Consider the following 255-nt stretch of genomic DNA (forward strand, 5'->3'; position numbering starts at 1 on the left):
AGGAGCACTGAAGGCTATAGGTGAGACGTTGCGGTATCTCTAGATCCCGCTAACAAGCAGCGGGATGACGAATTACTATGCCGCCGCGAACCGTCATACTGCTGCGGTATCTCAGCCGCTAATAAGTAGCGGGATGACGGTTGTTGTTTAGCTATAAATATTAAGAAATTTACCAAATAAAAAAAAGGCAAAAGAAGCCCCGTGGTTGGCTAATTACTTACATTATACTTTCAAGTATGGCGTTTTTTTATTCTA

The 255-nt window shown here is 42.4% G+C and carries 1 protein-coding gene; it reads right to left on the bottom strand.

Annotation, left to right across the window (positions count from 1 at the left end; genetic code table 11):
* Positions 1-14: 14 nt before the first annotated feature.
* Positions 15-176 (bottom strand): hypothetical protein, encoded by a 162-nt coding sequence (locus WOCAOBSORBRA_RS06130; protein ID WP_174516167.1) that lies wholly within the window; start codon positions 174-176, stop codon positions 15-17.
* Between the last annotated feature and the right edge of the window lie 79 nt (positions 177-255).

This window comes from Wolbachia endosymbiont of Cardiocondyla obscurior, from assembly GCF_902713635.1.
GTDB lineage: Bacteria > Pseudomonadota > Alphaproteobacteria > Rickettsiales > Anaplasmataceae > Wolbachia > Wolbachia pipientis.